This is a genomic window from Piscinibacter defluvii (assembly GCF_004011805.1).
In the GTDB taxonomy this organism is placed as follows: Bacteria; Pseudomonadota; Gammaproteobacteria; order Burkholderiales; family Burkholderiaceae_C; genus Piscinibacter; species Piscinibacter defluvii.
Genome location: NZ_RCHJ01000113.1, coordinates 1 through 1,333 on the forward strand (window position 1 = coordinate 1; position 1,333 = coordinate 1,333).

The following is a 1,333-nucleotide window of genomic DNA, read 5'->3' on the forward strand; positions in this document are numbered from 1 at the left end:
GCTTCGGCCAACGACGCCGGCGCGATCGACCTGACCGCACCGAGCATCACCGTCGATGCCCCGGCACTGACCAACGACGCCACGCCGACCATCACCGGCACGACCAACCTGCCGGCTGGCTCCACCGTCAGCCTGTTGGTCACCGACGCCAACGGCGTTCAGCAGACGGTGCTGGCCACCGTCCAGCCGGGTGGTACCTACTCGGTCGATGTGCCGACTTCGCTCGCCGAGGGCAACTACTCCGTCGTGGCCACGGCCACCGATGCGGCCGGCAACGCCGCTTCGGCCAACGACACCGGCGCGATCGACCTGACCGCGCCGAGCATCACCGTCGATGCGCCGGCGCTGACCAACGACGCCACGCCGACCATCACCGGCACGACCAACCTGCCGGCCGGCTCTACCGTCAGCCTGGTGGTCACCGATGCCAACGGTGTCCAGCAGACCGTGCTGGCCACCGTCCAGCCGGGTGGTACTTACTCGGTCGACGTGCCCTCGCCACTCGCCGAGGGCAACTACTCCGTCGCTGCCACCGCCACCGATGCGGCCGGCAATGCTGCTACCGCCAACGATGCGGGCGCCATCGACCTGACCGCACCGAGCATCACCGTCGATGCCCCGGCACTGACCAACGACTCGACGCCGACGATCACCGGCACGACCAACCTGCCCGCGGGTTCGACCGTCAGCCTGGTGGTCACCGATGCCAACGGCGTCCAGCAGACGGTGCTGGCCACCGTCCAACCCGGTGGCACCTACTCGGTCGATGTGCCCAACCCTCTGGCCGAGGGCAACTACTCCGTCGTAGCCACCGCCACTGATGCGGCCGGCAACGCCGCCTCGGCCAACGACGCCGGCGCGATCGACCTGACCGCACCGAGCGTCACCGTCGATGCCCCAGCGCTGACCAACGACGCTACGCCGACGATCACCGGCACGACCAACTTGCCGGTCGGCTCCACTGTCAGCCTGGTGGTCACCGATGCCAATGGCGTGGCCCAGACCCTCTCCGCCACGGTCCAGCCCGGTGGCACCTACTCGGTCGACGTGCCCAACCCTCTCGCCGAGGGCAGCTACACCGTCGTGGCCACGGCCACCGATGCCGCCGGGAACGCTGCGACCGCCAACGACGCGGGCGCGATCGACCTCACCGCACCGAGCATCACGGTCGATGCGCCGACGCTGACCAACGACGCTACGCCGACCATCACTGGCACCACCAACCTGCCCACCGGCGCCACCATCAGCTTGGTGGTCACCGATGCCAACGGCGGTCAGCAGACGGTGCTGGCCACCGTCCAGCCGGGTGGTACCTACTCGGTCGACGTGCCCA

Annotated in this window: 1 protein-coding gene; it reads left to right on the forward strand. The window is 69.3% G+C overall.

The annotated features are described in order from the left end of the window. Nucleotides 1-1,333: beta strand repeat-containing protein (locus D9C15_RS33125; protein ID WP_164886979.1), on the forward strand; the 1,333-nt coding region annotated here is incomplete at both ends.